This window comes from Pseudomonas sp. 22526, assembly GCF_052044735.1.
In the GTDB taxonomy this organism is placed as follows: domain Bacteria; phylum Pseudomonadota; class Gammaproteobacteria; order Pseudomonadales; family Pseudomonadaceae; genus Aquipseudomonas; species Aquipseudomonas piscium.
Window position 1 is genome coordinate 43077 of the sequence record NZ_JBQENK010000001.1, and the last position, 13202, is coordinate 56278.

The following is a 13202-nucleotide window of genomic DNA, read 5'->3' on the forward strand; positions in this document are numbered from 1 at the left end:
CCGTCCCTTTGAGCCTAATGATCGAGAATCAGCGTAGTTCAATATCCCAGGTTGCGAAGACCCTTGAGCTGGGTCAGGTTGCAGTCCAAAGCGCCAGTACTCGCCCCGTTATTGTTGAGCACCACGTTCAGTTGGGTCATGTTGCTGACCAGGTTGCTGTCGCCCAGCAGGCGAGTGTTCTGCAGCAAGCCGCCCTGGGCCACTTGTTGCAGGGCCGAGCCCTGGTTGTTATTGGCCTGGATGGCCATCTGGATGCCACCGCCGGTGGCGGACACGGCCACGCTGCCCGCGGCATTGCTGCCGCTGATGGTTTGCCCGCTCATCAACAGCTGGCCTTGCGCCGGCACCAGCGCCGGAGCATGGCTGGCTTCCTTGACGTCGATGGAGACGTTGTTATAGGCGCTATTGCCATCGCCCGCCGCGCGTACGCTCTGGGTCACACCCTGGGTGGTGGCCAGGCCCGCGCCGCCGATCACGTTGCCCGAGCCTTGGGTCGGCGTCGAGCCGTTGCCGGCTTCCTTGATCGTGGAAACGTAGAATTCCGGTTTGATCGTCGATTGCTGGATCTGCATCGAGGTCGTGGCCCCGATCAGATCCCCCGAGGCGTTGCGCCAGGTGCTGCTCATGACAATGCCGAAGCTGATGATCCGCCCCGGCATGACGTAGCGCCCACGGAGCTCGGAGAGTTCCTGGTCCTTGATTTCTATAGGCTTGAACCCTGCATAAGCGTACGCAGGAAGACTTGTTACCAGGCAGGCGGCGGCCAGCCAGTACGCGCTTTTCATCTGCTGCTCCCGGAGCATCCTGCCCCTTTATCCTTAGGGCGACCCTAGAAGAAGTCGCTCTGAATGAAACCGAATTCCATCAGTTCTGCGTCTTTGACCGGGTTGAAGGTATCCAGCTTGTTCTTGGCCGTCAGCGGGTTGGGCGGGTCGAGCAAGGCGTTGGCCTTGTCGTAGCCGGGGCCGACGATGGCGAAGACGATACCGTTCCAGCCTTTGACAAAGTCTTCGTGGGAGTAGCGTTTATGGCCCAGGACGGGATCGCCGATATAGACCCAGTCTTTCTGTGCCCGCTGCATGACCACGAAGTGCTTGTAACCACGAATGTCCATCAGTACCACCACTGGAATGGAGACCGCCTGCAGTTTGTCGGGAGGTATCCGGTAGCCCCGGGCGCGCATGCCGATGCTTTCCAGGTAGCGCTTCATGTCCAGCATGGAGAAGCCCTGGGTGCGCACAAGGTCCTGGTCAGCGGTGGCCAGCATGCCTTTGATGACGTGCTCCTCATCGACGTCGAGCCAGTAGGCCTGGCGCAGCACCGTCGCCAGTGCGGCAGCGCCGCAGCTGAAGTCGGTTTTCTGCTCGACCAGGTCGGCGAATTTGCGCTCCCGCACGCTTTGCACCTGCTTGTACACCAGGTTTCCGCCAGGCAGCACGGCCACCGGCATCTGCGCAGCCTGAGTCAGGCCCGCCAGGCACAGCAGAAAGGAGAGGGCGGCAACTCGCATGATCGACACTCCTTGTGAGGCTGTGGGAAAGCCCCGTTTCCGGGGCTTTCGTCACTATCGTGATTACAGGCAGGCTCTGCAGCCGGCAGCGATGGACAGCGAGTTGCTTTGTTGGTTGCCGGCACCTGCCGAGACGTTGGCGCCGCCGTTGCCGGAGAAGCCGTTCATCGAGCCAGACATCGACGCGTTGTTGATCACAGGGTTTTTCCAGCCGTCTTTGGTCAGCACTTGCTTCGTCCAGACGCCGGAAAGTTCGATCGTGCCTTGTTCCTTGAAGGTGAATTTCTGATCGTCGTTATCGTGGCCGCCACGACGATCGTCGTTGTAGCCATGATGACCACCACCATGGTGATCGTCGTCGCCCTGGATCTTGCCGTAGCCGGTGCCTTTGTAGGTGCCGGAGGCATTGAACTCGCTGGTGAGGGTGTCTTTTTTGTAGGTACGTACACCCTTGTTATCCACGTCCAGGCCAGTGACGGTCTGGTCGGCCGAAGCCGATGCGGTCGCTACGCGCCCGCCGGATACGGCGATTGCCAGGTTGTTTTTCTGTTGGTTGAAGTCGCCGGCGGTGACGTTGATGCCGATGTTGCCGGAGCCGCCGTTGCCAGCATTGTCGAGTGTTGCGTTGTTTTGCGTGGACCAGTTTTTCACCGTGTTGTTGGTGTTGGTCTGGGTTGCGCTGGAAGTGGCTACCGCGCTGCCGAAGATGAAGCTTTCATCGGCGGTGGCCAGGGCGACGGCGTTGTCTTGTTGGTTGCCGGAGCCGGCGGCCACGTTGGCGCCCATGTTGCCGTTGGAGTTGTTCATCGAGTCGCTGGCGTCGGCGTCGTTTTGGGTGCCGCGGTTTTTGACGCTGTTGCCCGAGCTGAACTGCTCGTCGGTCACGTTGGCCACGGCGCCGGCGGTGAGTTGCAGCTTGGTTTTGAGGTCCAGACCGTCGTTGCCTCCATGACCGCCATGGCCACCGTGACCGCCGTGGTGACCATTGTGACCGCCATGACCACCGTGGCCGCCGTGACCTCCGTGGTTGTCGTCATTACCACCTGCATGTGCAGCGATTGCCATCACTGCGGCAAGTGCAAAAACCAGTGGCTTGAGAGCCATTGTAGGTTTCATGGTGTTTCTCCGTGCTTATTAGTTGGTTAAGTGTTGGTACTTTCCAATCGCACTGCTGCGGGTCAGTCAGCGACCCGTATGCTCAGGGTGTTAGCCATTCGGTTCCCCACCCCGGCACTCTGGTTCACCTGAATCACTCCCCGGCTGCCGGTGAAGGCCTGGTCGCTGGTAACGACCTGGCGGCTGCCTTTGGAAGCCTCAGTTGCTCCCGAGCCTGGTAACAGCGCCACGTTCTGCTGGGACAGGACGCTGTCGTCGATGCTTTGCGGCTGGGCACTGATGCCCACCCGCATTGCGTTGACCATCTGGTTGTTGGCGCCGGCTCCCTGGTTCACGCCCAGGACCCCGTTGCCGTTACTGAAAGCGTTGCCGCCGATGCTGCTGCTGGCGTCGATCGCGCTGCTGGCCGGTGTGCCGAGCTTCTGCCGCACCACTGTGGTGGCCTGGGCGTCGGTGCCGATGGCGATGGCGCGCGTGTTGGTCTGTTGCTGCTGGTCGCCGGCGGCCTGGTTGACGTTGAAGTTGCCGTTGTAGCGGGCGCCGGAGTTGTGCAGGGTGGCGGTGTCCACCGCCTGGATGCCTGGGTCGGCCATTGCCGAAGGGCAGCCGAACAGGGCAAGCAATACGAGGGTGCGAATCATCTCATTGGCCTCCGGCCAGTCTGCCCAAAGGAGCCAGGCCAGAATTCAGCGAGCGGTTGATGGTGCCGGAGATGGCGCCACCGCTGCCGCCGCCGTGGCCGGCACTCATGCCGGTCAGGCCGTTGGGGTTGGTGACGCTGTTCAGCCCCTGCAGGTTGACGCCGTTGGGCATGACACTGCCGCTGATCGTGGAACCGCTGCTGACCCCGGCAAAGTCGCCGTCGCTCAATTCGGTGTTGCTGGTCATCTGTTTGACCCGGGCCGAAGGGTTGGCATTGACGGTGGTCGGGTAGGGATCTGGATGCAGCGGAGGGCGGCCGACGCTACGAGGTTGCACGTCACGGTCGAGAATAATCCTGCCGTCCCTGATGTCGTCGGCAGCCTGGAGCGGAAGGCTGAGCAGCGAGCCGATGGCACAGCTGATCAGCAGGAGGTGGGTCAGAGCTGAATTGCGATTCTCCACGGCAGCATTCCCTTCTTCTATCGCTGGCCCTAGTCAGCGTTGCGAGGGTAGAGAGCAGAAGCCGTGCCGCTTTTTGATTGTTTCAAAAATTCAACAGGTTACGCATAACCAGGAGTGTTGCTGGGGCAGGGGTGTTTCAAGGATGAGACCACTGTCGCCTTCGGCAGCCCGGTATTGCCATGGCGAGGCTCTGGATCGGGGGGCTCGCGGCGGGTTGTATCAGCGTTTTAACAGATGGCCGAAGGGCAGTGAGAAGCCCTTTGATCTGGCCGTTTTACGCAGCGGCGGGTGTTTCAGGGATGGACATTTTTCTCGCCAGCAGAGGAGAAAAAATGCGGACAGGAGAAGGATTCGGCTAACCCTGAAGCAGGCGCTCGACCAGCTCGAATGCCCGTTGCCGACGGGCTTCCCAGTCGCCGCGAATCACTTCGAAGGGCTGCTGGTGTTGCACCAGCCAATCACCGGTGGCCTTGAAGAAGGCCAGGCGCTCGCTCAGCTCGGGTTGGCAGCGCTGGCCGTCGTTGCTCCAGCCGACATCTTCGGGGGAGAGTAGCAGGTGCAAGTCATAGCAGCGAGCCAGCAGTTCGGGTTCCAGCCAGTCCGGGCAGGTACCGAACAGGGTCTGGCTCCAGAGCATATTGCTCAGCAGGTGAGTGTCGAGAATCAGCAGCGACGGGTGTTGCGCCCGGGCCTGGTCTTCCCAGGCCAACTGGCCGCGGGCGATCTCCGGGATATCCGCCAGGCAGGTGTCGCGCCGGTTCTGCTCGATGAAATGGCGGACGTACTCGCCCACCTGGATGCCACCGAAGCGTGCCTGCAAGTGGCCGCTGAGCCAGCTTTTGCCGCTGGACTCGGGGCCGGTCAGGACCAGGACCTTCATGCCGGGCGCAACGCCGGGTCGGCCCGCCAGGCGCGCCAGCCCTGCACGGCCAGCAGGGTGAACAGCCCGTACAGCGCCGCGGTCAGGTACAGGTCCTTGTAGATGAACAGGCCGACAAAAATCACGTCGACGGCAATCCACAACGGCCAGCATTGCACGCGTTTCTGCGCCATCCACCACTGCGCCACCAGGCTGAAGCCGGTCAGCGCGGCGTCCAGCCAGGGTTGCGCGGCATCGGTCCAATGGGCCATGGCCGCTCCCAGCAGCAGGCTGCCGATGGCCCCGAGGCTCAGGCCGAACAGCATCGAGCGGGGCGCCAGCAGGCTGACCGGACGCCCCTGATGACTGGCGCCGCCGCGGGTCCATTGCCACCAGCCATAGAGTTGCAGGGCGGCGTAGACCACTTGCAGCAGCATGTCCGAATACAGCTTCACCTCGAAGAAGATCCAGCTGTACAGCAGCACCATGACCAGGCCGATCGGCCAGCACCAGGGGTTCTGTCTGACTGTCAGCCAGACGGCGATCACGCCGAGTGCAGCGGCGAACAGTTCAAGCCCGGACATGAAAACTACCTGGAAGCGGAGGAGGGTGCGGATTGTAACCAGAAGCGGCCTTGCATGTTAGTGAAGGCCGCAAACCGTGGCGGGGCGAACCCCGCCACGCACAGCCTCAGACCCGGAACTGGCGCAACAGGCCGTTGAGCTGCTCGCTCAGCTCCTTGAGGTGCAGGCTGGCGGCACTGGACTGCTCGGCCGCCAGGGCGGTGCTGTGGGACAGGCCGGCGGCCTGGGTCACGTTCTGGTTGATGTCTTCGACCACATGGGCCTGTTGCAGGGTGGCGCTGGCGATGGAGGCGTTCAGCCCGTTGAGGTTGCGCAGGGCCTGGCCGATGGCGTTCAGGCTTTCCCCGGCCAGCCCGGCCTGCTCGATGGTCTGCTGCGAAGCCCGGCTGCTGTCGCCGATGACTTTCACCGCGGCTTCCGAGTGCCCTTGCAGGCGCTCGATCATCGACTGGATCTCGGCGGTGGACTTCTGCGTGCGCTGGGCCAGCAGGCGTACCTCATCGGCCACCACGGCAAAGCCACGCCCCTGTTCGCCGGCACGGGCGGCTTCGATCGCCGCGTTGAGCGCCAGCAGGTTGGTCTGCTCGGCGATCGAGTGGATCACCTCCAGCACGCTGCCGATCTGGGTGCTTTCCTGGGCCAGGGTGCGAATCACTTCCACCGCCTGGTCGATGGTGGCCGACAGCCGGTCGATCTGTTGCAGGCTGCCGTCGATATTGACCTGGCCCTGCTGGGCCTGGGCTTCGGCGTCGCGCATCTCGCTGGCGGCGTGTTCGGCGTTCTTCGCCACGTCCTGTACGCCGTAGGTCACTTCGTTGATGGCGGTGGCCACCAGCTCCATCTGCTGCGACTGCTGCTGGCTGCGTTCCTGGGCCTGGCTGGCGTTGCTGCCCAGGTCGGCGGAGGATTGCGCCAAGGCTGCGGCCGACACCTGCAACTGGCTGACGACAAGACGCAGCTTGGCGGTGAAGCCGTTGAAGTGCCGGGCCAGTTCGGTGACTTCGTCCTGGCCGTGGGTGTCGAGGGCGCGGGTCAGGTCGCTTTCACCGCTGGCTATATTGGCCATGGCGTGCACGGTTTCCTGCAGCGGACGGACAATGCTGCGGGCGATCAGCAGCACCAGCAGGGCCATGATCAGGGCAATGGCGATGCCGACCACCGAGGCTTTCACCACCTGGCTGCGGAACTCGGCCTGCACGTCATCGATGTACACCCCCGAACCTATGATCCAGCCCCAGGGCTGGAACAGCTGGACATAGGAGGTCTTCTGCACCGCTTCGCTGGCGCCCGGTTTCGGCCAGCGATAGTTGACCATGCCGGCGCCCTTGGCCTTGGCGATGGCCACCATTTCGTTGAACACGGCAAAGCCGTCGGGATCGCGAATCGCCGAGAGGTTCTGGCCGTCGAGCTTGGGGTTGGCCGGGTGCATGACCATGACCGGGGTCAGGTCGTTGATCCAGAAGTAGTCGCTCTGGTCGTAGCGCAGCCCGCGTATGGCGCTCAGTGCCTGCTTCTGCGCCGTCGCGCGATCGAGGCTGCCGGCGCTTTCCAGGCCCTGGAAATAGGCCAGCACGCCGTTGGCGGTCTGCACCACATGCTGGGTCTTCTGGGCCTTGGCCTGGTACAGGTCGTCGTGGATCTGCTTGAGCATCAGCATGCCCAGGGTCATCAGCATCAGTACCGCTACAATCAGGATCAGCCACAGCCGGCGGCTGATCGACATTCTGCGTAAGCTGTTCATGAATCTGTCACTCCCGATTGTTGTTCTTGTAATGGAAACACCCCGTACATCCGTCATGCGCTCCTTGCAGTCAGGTCCAGCCGATTCTCTCAACGCGACAGCGTTTATCGAGTATGTCTGCTAGGATTTCGGCCTCATCGCGAAAAACCTGAATCCGGCTGATTTTTCACGGAATTTTCAAGGGCGATGATGATCCTATTGCGGCTGCGAAGTCGCAACGCACGCGTCAGTGAACATTGAAGAAAAACTAAAAGGCATGCCACGGCATGACCTTCGGGGGATTGATGGAGCTTTGGACCGCCGTACAGGCATTGATTTTAGGGATTGTGGAAGGGCTGACAGAGTTTCTGCCCATCAGCAGTACAGGCCACCAGATTATCGTTGCGGACTTGCTCAACTTCGGTGGCGAGCGCGCCATGGCGTTCAACATCATCATTCAGCTGGGGGCCATTCTCGCGGTGGTCTGGGAGTTTCGCCGCAAGATCCTCGATGTGGTCACTGGCCTGCCGACCCAGCGCAACGCCCAGCGTTTCACCATCAACCTGCTGATCGCCTTCATGCCCGCCGTGGTGCTGGGGGTGATTTTCGCCGACCTGATCCATGAATACCTGTTCAACCCGATCACCGTCGCCACGGCGCTGGTGGTGGGTGGCGTGGTCATGCTCTGGGCCGAGCGCCGGAAGCATGAAATCCACGCCAACACAGTGGACGAGATCAGCTGGAAAGATGCCTTGAAGGTCGGTTTCGCCCAGTGCCTGGCGATGATTCCAGGCACTTCGCGCTCGGGCTCCACCATCATCGGCGGCCTGCTGTTCGGCCTGTCGCGCAAGACCGCCACCGAGTTCTCGTTCTTCCTGGCCATGCCGACCATGGTCGGTGCCGCGGTCTACTCGGGCTACAAGTACCGCAACCTGTTCCAGCCGGACGACCTGCCGGTGTTCGCCGTCGGTTTCATCACCTCGTTCATCTTCGCGATGATCGCGGTCAGGGGCCTGCTCAAGTTCATCGCCAACCACAGCTACGCGGCCTTTGCCTGGTACCGCATTGCCTTCGGCCTGGTGATCCTCGCCACCTGGCAGTTCGGCTGGGTCGACTGGACCGCGGTCCATTCCTGATGGACGCACGCAACCCGAACCGCCCCGGCAACGTCGCCGGGGCACGGATCCAGCAGCCACGGCTCAAGGCGGTGGTTTTCCTACTGCTCTGTGCCTTGCCCTTGTGCGGTTCGCTGCTGTTGGGCGTGAAGGGGATTTCCTGGGTGCCGCTGGCGGCCTATGGCGCGGTCAGCGTGCTGACGTTCTTCCTCTACTGGAGCGACAAGCGCAAGGCCCGCAGCGACAGCTGGCGGACCCCGGAAAACGTCCTGCACGCGGTGGAGCTGGCCGGCGGCTGGCCAGGCGCCTTGCTGGCGCAGCAGGCGTTTCGCCACAAGACCCGCAAGCTGTCCTATCAACTGGTGTTCTGGCTGATCGTGCTGCTGCACCAGGTGTTCTGGATCGACCGGCTGTTTCTTGAAGGCAGCCTGTTCTCGCTGTTCTAGGCTCTTTACGAAAAGTCGGCGAGCGAAGGTCAGGCAAGGCAAAAACAGGCGAGGAAGCGGAGTTTAGGGGCCTAAATGAGCATTCCGAGCCTGTTTTTAACGCAGCATGAGCGAGCGCAGCCACTTGTCGTACAGAGCCTAAAGCAATAGGCCGACCTGTACCCGCTTGGGCAGCTTGCTCACCACCAACTGGTGGGAACGCTGCAACAAGTCCCGCAGTTCGCCGGCGCCCAGCGGGTAGGGCGTCTGCATGATGATCCAGTGCGCCCGGGCCAGGTACGGCGCCGGCGCGATGCCGGGGCGGTCGACATGGCCGAGGAACAGCTCCTTGTCCACCTTGAACGCCAGTGATTCGCCCCGCAGGTTCTGCAGGGCGAACATCTTGTTGCCGGCCACGGAAAACACCCGCACACCGCCCCATTTGTAGTCTTCGCGCGCGCCCGGCAAGTCCAGGCAGAATTGCGCCACATCCGCTTCAGTCATGGTTTTTTCCTTTTGTCGCGCTGTCACAGTGTGCGGTCCCCGCAGCCTTTGAAGGCGTCGCTGACATGCTCGATCCAGGCCCTTACCGCTGGCAATACACCGCGCCGGTGAGGGTAGACCGCCTGCAGCCAACCGCCAGGCAGCGACCACTCGGGCAGCAGTTGCACCAGTTGCCCGGTCTGCAGTTCTTCCTCGCAATACATCATCGGCAGGATGGTACAGCCAAGGCCGGCGAGGGCGCAGGAACGGCGCACGAGAAAGTCGTCGATGCCCAGGCGCGCCTCCAGGACCAGGTCGCATTTCTCGCCCTGGGCGTCGAGCATGCGCAGATGCACCATGCGATCGGCCTCCAGGGCACCCAGCACCGGCACCTTGTGCAGGTCTTCGGGGCTGTGGATCGGCCACTCGCGAGCGAATGCCGGGTTGGCGACCATCACGGTCTGTGCCTGGCGCAGGCGCCGGGTCACCAGCAACGGGTCTTCGTCGCCATGCTCGCGAACCCGCAGTGCCACGTCGATGCCTTCGGCGACCACATCGACCCGGCGGTTGAGCAGCTGCATGTCCAGCTGGACCTGGGGATATTGCTCGAGAAAGGAACTGATGACGGTCGGCAGCATATGATGGGCCAGGCCCACCGGGCAGGACACCCGCAGGCGCCCGCGAGGTTCGCTGGACATGCTGGCCACAGCTTCGTCGGCCATTTCCGCTTCCAGCAGCATGGCCTGGCAGTGGCGCAGGTAACGTTCGCCGACCGCGGTCAGCTTCAATTGGCGGGTGGTGCGTTGCAGCAGCCGGGTATGCAGCCGCTCCTCCAGCTCGGCGATACGCCGCGACAAACGGGATTTGGGAACCCCCAGTAAACGCCCGGCGGCGGCGAAACCGCCGGCTTCCACCACCTTGGCGAAGTAATAAAGATCGTTGAGGTCTTGCATAGAGTGACTCGACTGTCCTGCTGATGGGACAAGCTATCGCATTTTAGCCGAATAATCAGCTATTGGTTTCATCTGTAGGATTGTGCTCAATTGATCGCCTGGTGGCGATCCTCACTTGGAGAATCCCAGATGAAACTGTTGCATATCGATTCGAGCATCCTTGGTGACAACTCGGCTTCCCGTCAGCTGAGCGATAGCGTGGTCAAGGCCTGGAGAAACGCCGACGCCAGCGTTGAGGTGACCTACCGCGACCTGGACGCCGACGCCATCAGCCACTTCAGCTCCGCCACCCTGGTGGCCGCCGGCACCCCGGCCGAAGTGCGCAACGCCGCCCAGCAGCACGAAGCCGAGCTGAGCGCTTCGACCCTGGCCGAATTCCTCGCGACTGACGCCGTGGTGATCGCCGCACCTATGTACAACTTCACCATCCCGACCCAACTCAAGGCCTGGATCGACCGCATCGTTGTCGCTGGCCAGACCTTCAGCTATACCGAAGAAACAGGCCCTAAAGGCCTGTGCGGCGGCAAGAAAATCGTGGTGGTGTCTACTGCAGGCGGCCTGCATGCCGGCCAGGCTACTGGCGTGGGTCACGAGGACTACCTGAAGGTGCTGTTTGGCTTCCTAGGTATCACCGACATCGAATTCGTCCGCGCCCAAGGCCTGTCTTATGGCGACGAAGCCCGCAACAAGGCTTTGAGCGACGCCCGGACGCAAATCAGCGAGCAACTTTTCGCTGCGGCGTAAGGCTTGTGTAAAAGTCGCTTACGCCCCAGGCAACGCCCTTTAAACTCTGTATTCTGATGCCCTCCAGGCAGCGGAATACGGAGTTTTTCGTGTTCGCGTTTTTATTCTGGCGCGGGTTATGCAGGTCATGCGCTGGTTTGACCCAGCCCCGATAACTTCAGGTATCAGGCCAGCGAAACCCTGGCCAGTGAAGCAATGAATCGGCGTTTTCATCAGGTAGGGAAGGTGGTGCATCCATGATGCGTCTTTGGGCAATGTCACTGATCTGCCTGCTCGGCGGCCCGATTATCGTGCACGCCGCACCCGCGCCCCATCCGCACTGGAGCGTGGGTTTCCACGAGATGAGTTTTCTCGACCCGCTGGATCAGCAGCCGATGCGCGCCATTGCCTTCTATCCCTCCACCGGCATCGAGCACAGCAGCAAGGTCGAGGGTTATCAGATTGCCGCCTCCCGGGATTCGAAGGTCGCCATCGGCCGTTTTCCGCTGTTGATGCTGTCCCACGGCAATACCGGCACGCCGCTGGCCCTGCACGACCTGGCCACCTCGCTGGCGCGCAAGGGCTTCGTGGTGGTGGCGGTGATTCACCCGGGCGACAACTACAAGGATCACAGCCGGCTGGGCACCCTGAGCAATCTCTATGGCCGGCCGATCCAGATTTCCGAAGCCATCACCGCGACCCTGGCCGACCCGATGCTGTCGCCTTTCGTCAATGCCGGGCAGGTTGGGGTCATAGGTTACTCGGCCGGCGGCGAAACCGCGCTGATCCTGTCCGGGGCGACCCCCGACCTGGACCGCTTGCGCCGCTACTGCCAGGAGCGCCCCGACGATCACGATGCCTGCAATACCCTGGGCGAGCTGATCGTCGATCGCGACGACCTGCAACCGGTCGCCGATCCGCGGGTCCGGGCCTTGCTGCTGATGGCGCCGCTGAGCCTCAAGTTCGGGCGGCAGACTCTGTCCGGCGTGCATGTACCGGTGCTGCTGTACAGCGGCGACGTCGACAAGCTGGTGGCCCTGGACAAGAACGCCGCGGCCCTGGCCCGCAAGTTGCCGGTGGCGCCGGACTTCAGGCTGTTGGCCGGGGCCGGGCACTTCGTGTTCATGGCGCCGTGCAGCGAGGAGCAGTTGCTGAGCATGCCGGCCTTATGCACCGACGCCGATGGCGTCGACCGCGAGGACATCCACCGCAACCTGATTGCCGAGGCCGGCCGCTTCTTTGCCCATGCCTTGGGCAAGCCGAGCCGGGCCGGGATGCAGACCGCGGATCAGTGATTCAGGCGTCGGCCCGGCGCATGAGCAGCAGGGTCAGGCCCAGGGCGCTGAGGGACAGCAGCGCCGCGCAGAAGAAAATCCACGAATAACCCAGGTTCAACGCCACCGCGCCCATCAGAGGGCCGGCAATCGCCAGCGCCAGGTCGAAAAACACCGCGTAGGCGCTCAGGCCGGCACCGCGGCTGGTGCTGGGCACCTGCTTGATCGCTTCCACCCCCAGCGCCGGGTACACCAATGACAGGCCGAACCCGGCGAGCCCGGCGCCAATCATGGCGAACGCCGTCGAGGGCGCCAGCCACAGCAGGATCAGGCCCAGGGTCTCGATGCTCATGCAGGCGATGGCCGCGCGGTAGCCGCCAAAGCGGCTGATGCTGGAGATGAACAGCAGGCGCGAGAGGATGAAGCAGATGCCGAATACCGTCAGGCAATAGGCCGCGCCGGTCCAGCCGCGGCTGAGGTAGAACAGGGTAATAAAGGTGGTCAGGGTGCCGTAGCCGATGGAGGCCAGGCTCAGGCCGGCGCCGTAGGGCGCGATACGGCCGAACACCGCGCGAAATGACAGGCGTTCGCCACGGATCACCGGCACCGACGGCTTGTTGCGGATCAGCAGCAGGGCCAGGGCCGCCAGCAGCGACAGGGCCAGCCCCAGGCTTTCGAAACCGTAGTCGGCGACCATCACCACCCCCAGCGGCGCGCCGATGGCAATCGCACCATAGGAGGCGATGCCGTTCCAGGAAATCGAGCGCGCGGTGTGTTCGGCGCCGACCTGGCCCATGCACCAGCTGATGGTGCCCACGCCGATCAGGCCCTGGGCCACCCCCAACAGCAGGCGTCCCAGCAGCAGGATGCCCAGGCTGAGCAGCGGCAATGCCTGCAGCAGGGTGGAGGCCAGGGTCAGCAACCCACTGAGGAAAATCCCCGCCAGGCCGTAGACGATCGCCCGCTTGGTGCCGAGGTTGTCCGACAGGCGCCCGGCCATGGGCCGGCTGAGGAGGGTGGCCAGGTACTGCGCGCCGATGGTCAGCCCGGCCACCACCGCGCTGAAGCCCAGTTCCTCGTGGACATAACCGGGCAGTACCGCGATCGGCAGGCCGATGCAGAGAAACGCGATAAAGGTATAGAAGACTATGGAGACGATCTGCAGGGTGATCGCCATGGAGCTGGGCACGGGCTTTTGTTGCGCAGACATGAGGGCTCGTTCGCGGGCGGGCGGTTGGAGAACTGCATCATGGCTCGGGCTGGAAATAAAAGGAAGCAGGCTAACGATTTCTTTATGGCCGGCTATTTATGGGACTAGGGAGGACGCCATCGCGGG

General features: G+C 62.7%; 15 protein-coding genes. 4 read left to right on the plus strand and 11 right to left on the minus strand.

What is annotated here, in order from left to right:
• Window positions 1-38: 38 nt before the first annotated feature.
• The 8 genes from ACTJKT_RS00200 to ACTJKT_RS00235 form a co-directional block, all read right to left on the minus strand.
• A complete protein-coding gene (locus ACTJKT_RS00200; RefSeq protein WP_440785691.1) occupies window positions 39-785 on the minus strand; it encodes a hypothetical protein in 747 nt (248 codons plus the stop codon).
• Window positions 786-829: 44 nt separating this feature from the next.
• Entirely contained in the window at window positions 830-1510 is a 681-nt protein-coding gene (locus ACTJKT_RS00205) for a C39 family peptidase (RefSeq protein WP_210691091.1), read from the minus strand.
• Window positions 1511-1573: 63 nt separating this feature from the next.
• Window positions 1574-2626, minus strand: a complete 1053-nt coding sequence (locus tag ACTJKT_RS00210) for a heme utilization protein (protein WP_440785692.1) — start codon at window positions 2624-2626, stop codon at window positions 1574-1576.
• 62 nt (window positions 2627-2688) lie between these two features.
• Window positions 2689-3267 carry an adhesin gene (locus ACTJKT_RS00215; RefSeq protein ID WP_440785693.1) on the minus strand — a complete coding sequence of 193 codons (579 nt, stop codon included), beginning with the start codon at window positions 3265-3267 and terminating at the stop codon, window positions 2689-2691.
• A gap of 1 nt (window position 3268) precedes the next feature.
• Window positions 3269-3730, minus strand: coding sequence for a hypothetical protein (locus ACTJKT_RS00220; protein WP_440785694.1), 462 nt, complete (start codon window positions 3728-3730; stop codon window positions 3269-3271).
• A 355-nt stretch (window positions 3731-4085) separates the two neighbouring features.
• Entirely contained in the window at window positions 4086-4610 is a 525-nt protein-coding gene (locus ACTJKT_RS00225; RefSeq protein ID WP_440785695.1) for an AAA family ATPase, read from the minus strand.
• Complete coding sequence (gene pnuC / locus ACTJKT_RS00230; protein ID WP_009043772.1) at window positions 4607-5173, minus strand: nicotinamide riboside transporter PnuC; 567 nt, start codon at window positions 5171-5173, stop codon at window positions 4607-4609. Before pnuC ends, ACTJKT_RS00225 begins: the two co-directional genes overlap by 4 nt.
• 106 nt (window positions 5174-5279) lie before the next feature.
• Window positions 5280-6914, minus strand: a complete 1635-nt coding sequence (locus tag ACTJKT_RS00235) for a methyl-accepting chemotaxis protein (RefSeq protein ID WP_440785696.1) — start codon at window positions 6912-6914, stop codon at window positions 5280-5282.
• Between the two features lie 284 nt (window positions 6915-7198).
• Here ACTJKT_RS00235 and ACTJKT_RS00240 point away from each other — a divergent pair, with 284 nt between their 5' ends.
• Window positions 7199-8029, plus strand: coding sequence for an undecaprenyl-diphosphate phosphatase (locus tag ACTJKT_RS00240; RefSeq protein WP_063430927.1), 831 nt, complete (start codon window positions 7199-7201; stop codon window positions 8027-8029).
• Window positions 8029-8454 carry a DUF1294 domain-containing protein gene (locus tag ACTJKT_RS00245; protein WP_036998242.1) on the plus strand — a complete coding sequence of 142 codons (426 nt, stop codon included), beginning with the start codon at window positions 8029-8031 and terminating at the stop codon, window positions 8452-8454. Before ACTJKT_RS00240 ends, ACTJKT_RS00245 begins: the two co-directional genes overlap by 1 nt.
• A gap of 138 nt (window positions 8455-8592) precedes the next feature.
• Here the strand turns inward: ACTJKT_RS00245 and ACTJKT_RS00250 are convergent, their stop codons facing one another.
• Window positions 8593-8937 carry an MmcQ/YjbR family DNA-binding protein gene (locus tag ACTJKT_RS00250; RefSeq protein ID WP_025809028.1) on the minus strand — a complete coding sequence of 115 codons (345 nt, stop codon included), beginning with the start codon at window positions 8935-8937 and terminating at the stop codon, window positions 8593-8595.
• 23 nt (window positions 8938-8960) lie between these two features.
• A complete protein-coding gene (locus tag ACTJKT_RS00255) occupies window positions 8961-9869 on the minus strand; it encodes a LysR substrate-binding domain-containing protein (protein ID WP_440785697.1) in 909 nt (302 codons plus the stop codon).
• A gap of 129 nt (window positions 9870-9998) precedes the next feature.
• On the opposite strand from ACTJKT_RS00255, the gene ACTJKT_RS00260 reads away from it, so the two are divergent.
• Together ACTJKT_RS00260 and ACTJKT_RS00265 are read left to right on the plus strand one after the other, a co-directional pair.
• Window positions 9999-10613, plus strand: coding sequence for an FMN-dependent NADH-azoreductase (locus ACTJKT_RS00260; protein WP_440785698.1), 615 nt, complete (start codon window positions 9999-10001; stop codon window positions 10611-10613).
• A 236-nt stretch (window positions 10614-10849) separates the two neighbouring features.
• Entirely contained in the window at window positions 10850-11887 is a 1038-nt protein-coding gene (locus tag ACTJKT_RS00265; RefSeq protein WP_440785699.1) for an alpha/beta hydrolase family protein, read from the plus strand.
• A gap of 1 nt (window position 11888) precedes the next feature.
• On the opposite strand, the gene ACTJKT_RS00270 is transcribed toward ACTJKT_RS00265, so the two are convergent.
• Window positions 11889-13076 carry an MFS transporter gene (locus ACTJKT_RS00270; RefSeq protein WP_440785700.1) on the minus strand — a complete coding sequence of 396 codons (1188 nt, stop codon included), beginning with the start codon at window positions 13074-13076 and terminating at the stop codon, window positions 11889-11891.
• Window positions 13077-13202 lie beyond the last annotated feature (126 nt).

Excerpts from the sequence above, each read along its gene's own strand:
- ACTJKT_RS00245 (WP_036998242.1), top strand. The coding sequence starts at position 8,029 with ATGGACGCACGCAACCCGAACCGCCCCGGCAACGTCGCCGGGGCACGG.
- ACTJKT_RS00255 (WP_440785697.1), bottom strand. The coding sequence starts at position 9,869 with ATGCAAGACCTCAACGATCTTTATTACTTCGCCAAGGTGGTGGAAGCC.
- ACTJKT_RS00205 (WP_210691091.1), bottom strand. The coding sequence starts at position 1,510 with ATGCGAGTTGCCGCCCTCTCCTTTCTGCTGTGCCTGGCGGGCCTGACT.
- ACTJKT_RS00260 (WP_440785698.1), top strand. The coding sequence starts at position 9,999 with ATGAAACTGTTGCATATCGATTCGAGCATCCTTGGTGACAACTCGGCT.
- ACTJKT_RS00240 (WP_063430927.1), top strand. The coding sequence starts at position 7,199 with ATGGAGCTTTGGACCGCCGTACAGGCATTGATTTTAGGGATTGTGGAA.
- ACTJKT_RS00215 (WP_440785693.1), bottom strand. The coding sequence starts at position 3,267 with ATGATTCGCACCCTCGTATTGCTTGCCCTGTTCGGCTGCCCTTCGGCA.
- ACTJKT_RS00265 (WP_440785699.1), top strand. The coding sequence starts at position 10,850 with ATGATGCGTCTTTGGGCAATGTCACTGATCTGCCTGCTCGGCGGCCCG.
- ACTJKT_RS00200 (WP_440785691.1), bottom strand. The coding sequence starts at position 785 with ATGAAAAGCGCGTACTGGCTGGCCGCCGCCTGCCTGGTAACAAGTCTT.
- pnuC (WP_009043772.1), bottom strand. The coding sequence starts at position 5,173 with ATGTCCGGGCTTGAACTGTTCGCCGCTGCACTCGGCGTGATCGCCGTC.
- ACTJKT_RS00225 (WP_440785695.1), bottom strand. The coding sequence starts at position 4,610 with ATGAAGGTCCTGGTCCTGACCGGCCCCGAGTCCAGCGGCAAAAGCTGG.
- ACTJKT_RS00235 (WP_440785696.1), bottom strand. The coding sequence starts at position 6,914 with ATGAACAGCTTACGCAGAATGTCGATCAGCCGCCGGCTGTGGCTGATC.
- ACTJKT_RS00210 (WP_440785692.1), bottom strand. The coding sequence starts at position 2,626 with ATGAAACCTACAATGGCTCTCAAGCCACTGGTTTTTGCACTTGCCGCA.
- ACTJKT_RS00270 (WP_440785700.1), bottom strand. The coding sequence starts at position 13,076 with ATGTCTGCGCAACAAAAGCCCGTGCCCAGCTCCATGGCGATCACCCTG.
- ACTJKT_RS00250 (WP_025809028.1), bottom strand. The coding sequence starts at position 8,937 with ATGACTGAAGCGGATGTGGCGCAATTCTGCCTGGACTTGCCGGGCGCG.